The 2,167-nt window shown below is 40.8% G+C and carries 2 protein-coding genes; both read right to left on the bottom strand.

Annotated features, from left to right (window positions below; all coding sequences use genetic code 11):
• Window positions 1–43: 43 nt before the first annotated feature.
• The gene (locus CEX98_RS22435; RefSeq protein ID WP_099644147.1) at window positions 44–733 is read right to left on the bottom strand and encodes a hypothetical protein; all 690 of its coding nucleotides are present in this window, start codon (window positions 731–733) and stop codon (window positions 44–46) included.
• A 23-nt stretch (window positions 734–756) separates the two neighbouring features.
• Window positions 757–2,167 (bottom strand): T6SS effector amidase Tae4 family protein (locus CEX98_RS22440; protein WP_277948949.1); only part of this gene is annotated, 1,411 nt, incomplete at its 5' end.

The raw sequence follows: 2,167 nt of genomic DNA on the forward strand, positions 1-2,167 counted from the left end.
AACTAATTAGGTTCATGTAACTTAAAACTTAAGGATGTACCGTCTAATTTTTTCTCAGTCTTATCGCAAACCATTGTCCAACCTCAATAGCTGAGTCCTCATCATCAATTATGGACGACCATGTACGCCCCAAATATTCCTTTTTAAATGCAATAGGGTTCATGCCAATGGGAACCTCTTTATCACACACCAAGCCGTGTTTCGAAGCTAGACTACATATTTCCAATAATAGGTTTGAATCTGAGATTACAGACAACACTTGGTTAAAAATTTCAAGGTTTTTGTGTGACACACTCCCTTCCTCAGTCGATGCATAGGATGAAACAGAACTTACGATTGAACTATAAATATCTGTTACTAATTTAAAATCCACCTGAAGATCTAATCTCATTAGTCTCTGGTCTTTAGTCAATTTAGATGTGCATTTAAGCAAGTTATCTATGAGTTTTATATGTTCATCCATAGTTAAATCTTTACTGCTGATTACAGATAAGCCCTTGTCAAAACGCAACTGAAGCAACCAGCGATTATTTCTGGCTGTTTTCTTCAATATTACACTTTCGAATCGTGTTTCATTGCCTACATTCGCTTCTATTAGAAATTCATCAGTGCCTGAATAAATTGAACATGAATCAGTTGCGGAATAAGCACTTGAAGAGAGTCCAATTATTGTAATCAACAACATCATTGAGCAAAAAATACTTTGGTATTTGGCTAACTTTAATTTATTCATATGAATTGCTTTCAACACCTAACCTAGTTTGATTTAGTTGGCAAAATCCAAACGGAGCCGCCAGATGCAAGTCCCCAGTATTTATCGCTATAACTATTAGTTAAAACTGTAGCATGATCTGGAGAAACACCAATTGCAACTTGATTCGGAGCCATAGAAGTTCTCAAAGAAGACAACTGTTCAACCGTAACATTTGAAAAGTCTGGTGTACCCCAAGCGTCGGCTAAATATACTTCTAATTGTCTAGCGGATAAGATATATCGAAGGCCGCCATTGTCTCCACCAAAGTTTAAGTTTGCGCCCGGCGCTCCCCTTGGTATTGGTGCCCCACTTTGATTCAGACCATGACTAACTCTTGTAGCACATGAATTGGAATATGGTCCATATCCATCATCTAGACTGCCCCCCACAGTCTCCCAAGCGGCAGCAGTATCATAGTCATCGTAGTTCAAATACTCTTCCCAAAAATCTTCAGAGTATGGTCGTTGAGCGGTTACATTTTTATAGTTAGACGTTTCTTGATTAAAGAGTTGAGCCATTGCGGCTGTCGCTGCACCATTGCCAAACTTTCCACCAGATATTTTTGATGCTGTACCGCCAACAATTCCTGCGATGACTGTTCTTCCGATGATTGCACCACTGCTTATATCATTGTAATTAAATCCTGCATTTGACATTGCGAACTTGCTAAAGCCAGCAGAGAAGAATCCATGCCCAAATTTTCCACCTGACAGAACAGAGGTTATACCGCCTGTAACTCCATGCGTAATTATGTGCCCAAATCCACCTTCAGCAAAAAATCCAGATGCTTCCGTAAATGCCCCTCCAATATGATGGAATGCAGCACCACTAAATGCTCCTATCAACGCGCCCTTCAGACTTCCTGTAGCCACACCTCCAGTTCCAAATCCAAATAGTGCTGCATGCCAACCGGATGCCAAGGTCCACTCCCTGACTCCCGGTATCGCTAGCAATGCTATGCCTAGAAGTGGGGCAAAATCCCCAAGAGCTTTGTTTAACTTTTTGAACAAAGACTTGAAGAAGTAACCTGACGGATCGGTATAACTCAGCGGATTATTCAACACATACGAATAGCGGTTATAGCTTTGGCTATTTGTCGGCGCTTGAATATGCGGATCAGCCTGCAAGAACCTGCCCAAGGTTGGATCGTAGATCCGACCGTTCATATGAATAACATTTAAATTATTGAGCATTTCATGGCCGGTGAAGCCTTGGCGCATATAGCCAGTAAACACTTCAAATTTACTGGCTTGTAATGCGTATTGTTGACCAAATGGATCATAACGGAACGCTTGAGTGATACGTGCATTGTTACCATTGCTGCTCACTTCACTGACCGCTAGGGTTGAACCTAAATGATCTTTTATCAATAGCTTGTGCGTTACCTCTTTTGTGGTTTGGTTATCGCTTATT

Origin of the sequence: Pseudoalteromonas piscicida (assembly GCF_002744175.1) — a bacterium.
GTDB classification, from domain to species: Bacteria; Pseudomonadota; Gammaproteobacteria; order Enterobacterales; family Alteromonadaceae; genus Pseudoalteromonas; species Pseudoalteromonas piscicida_B.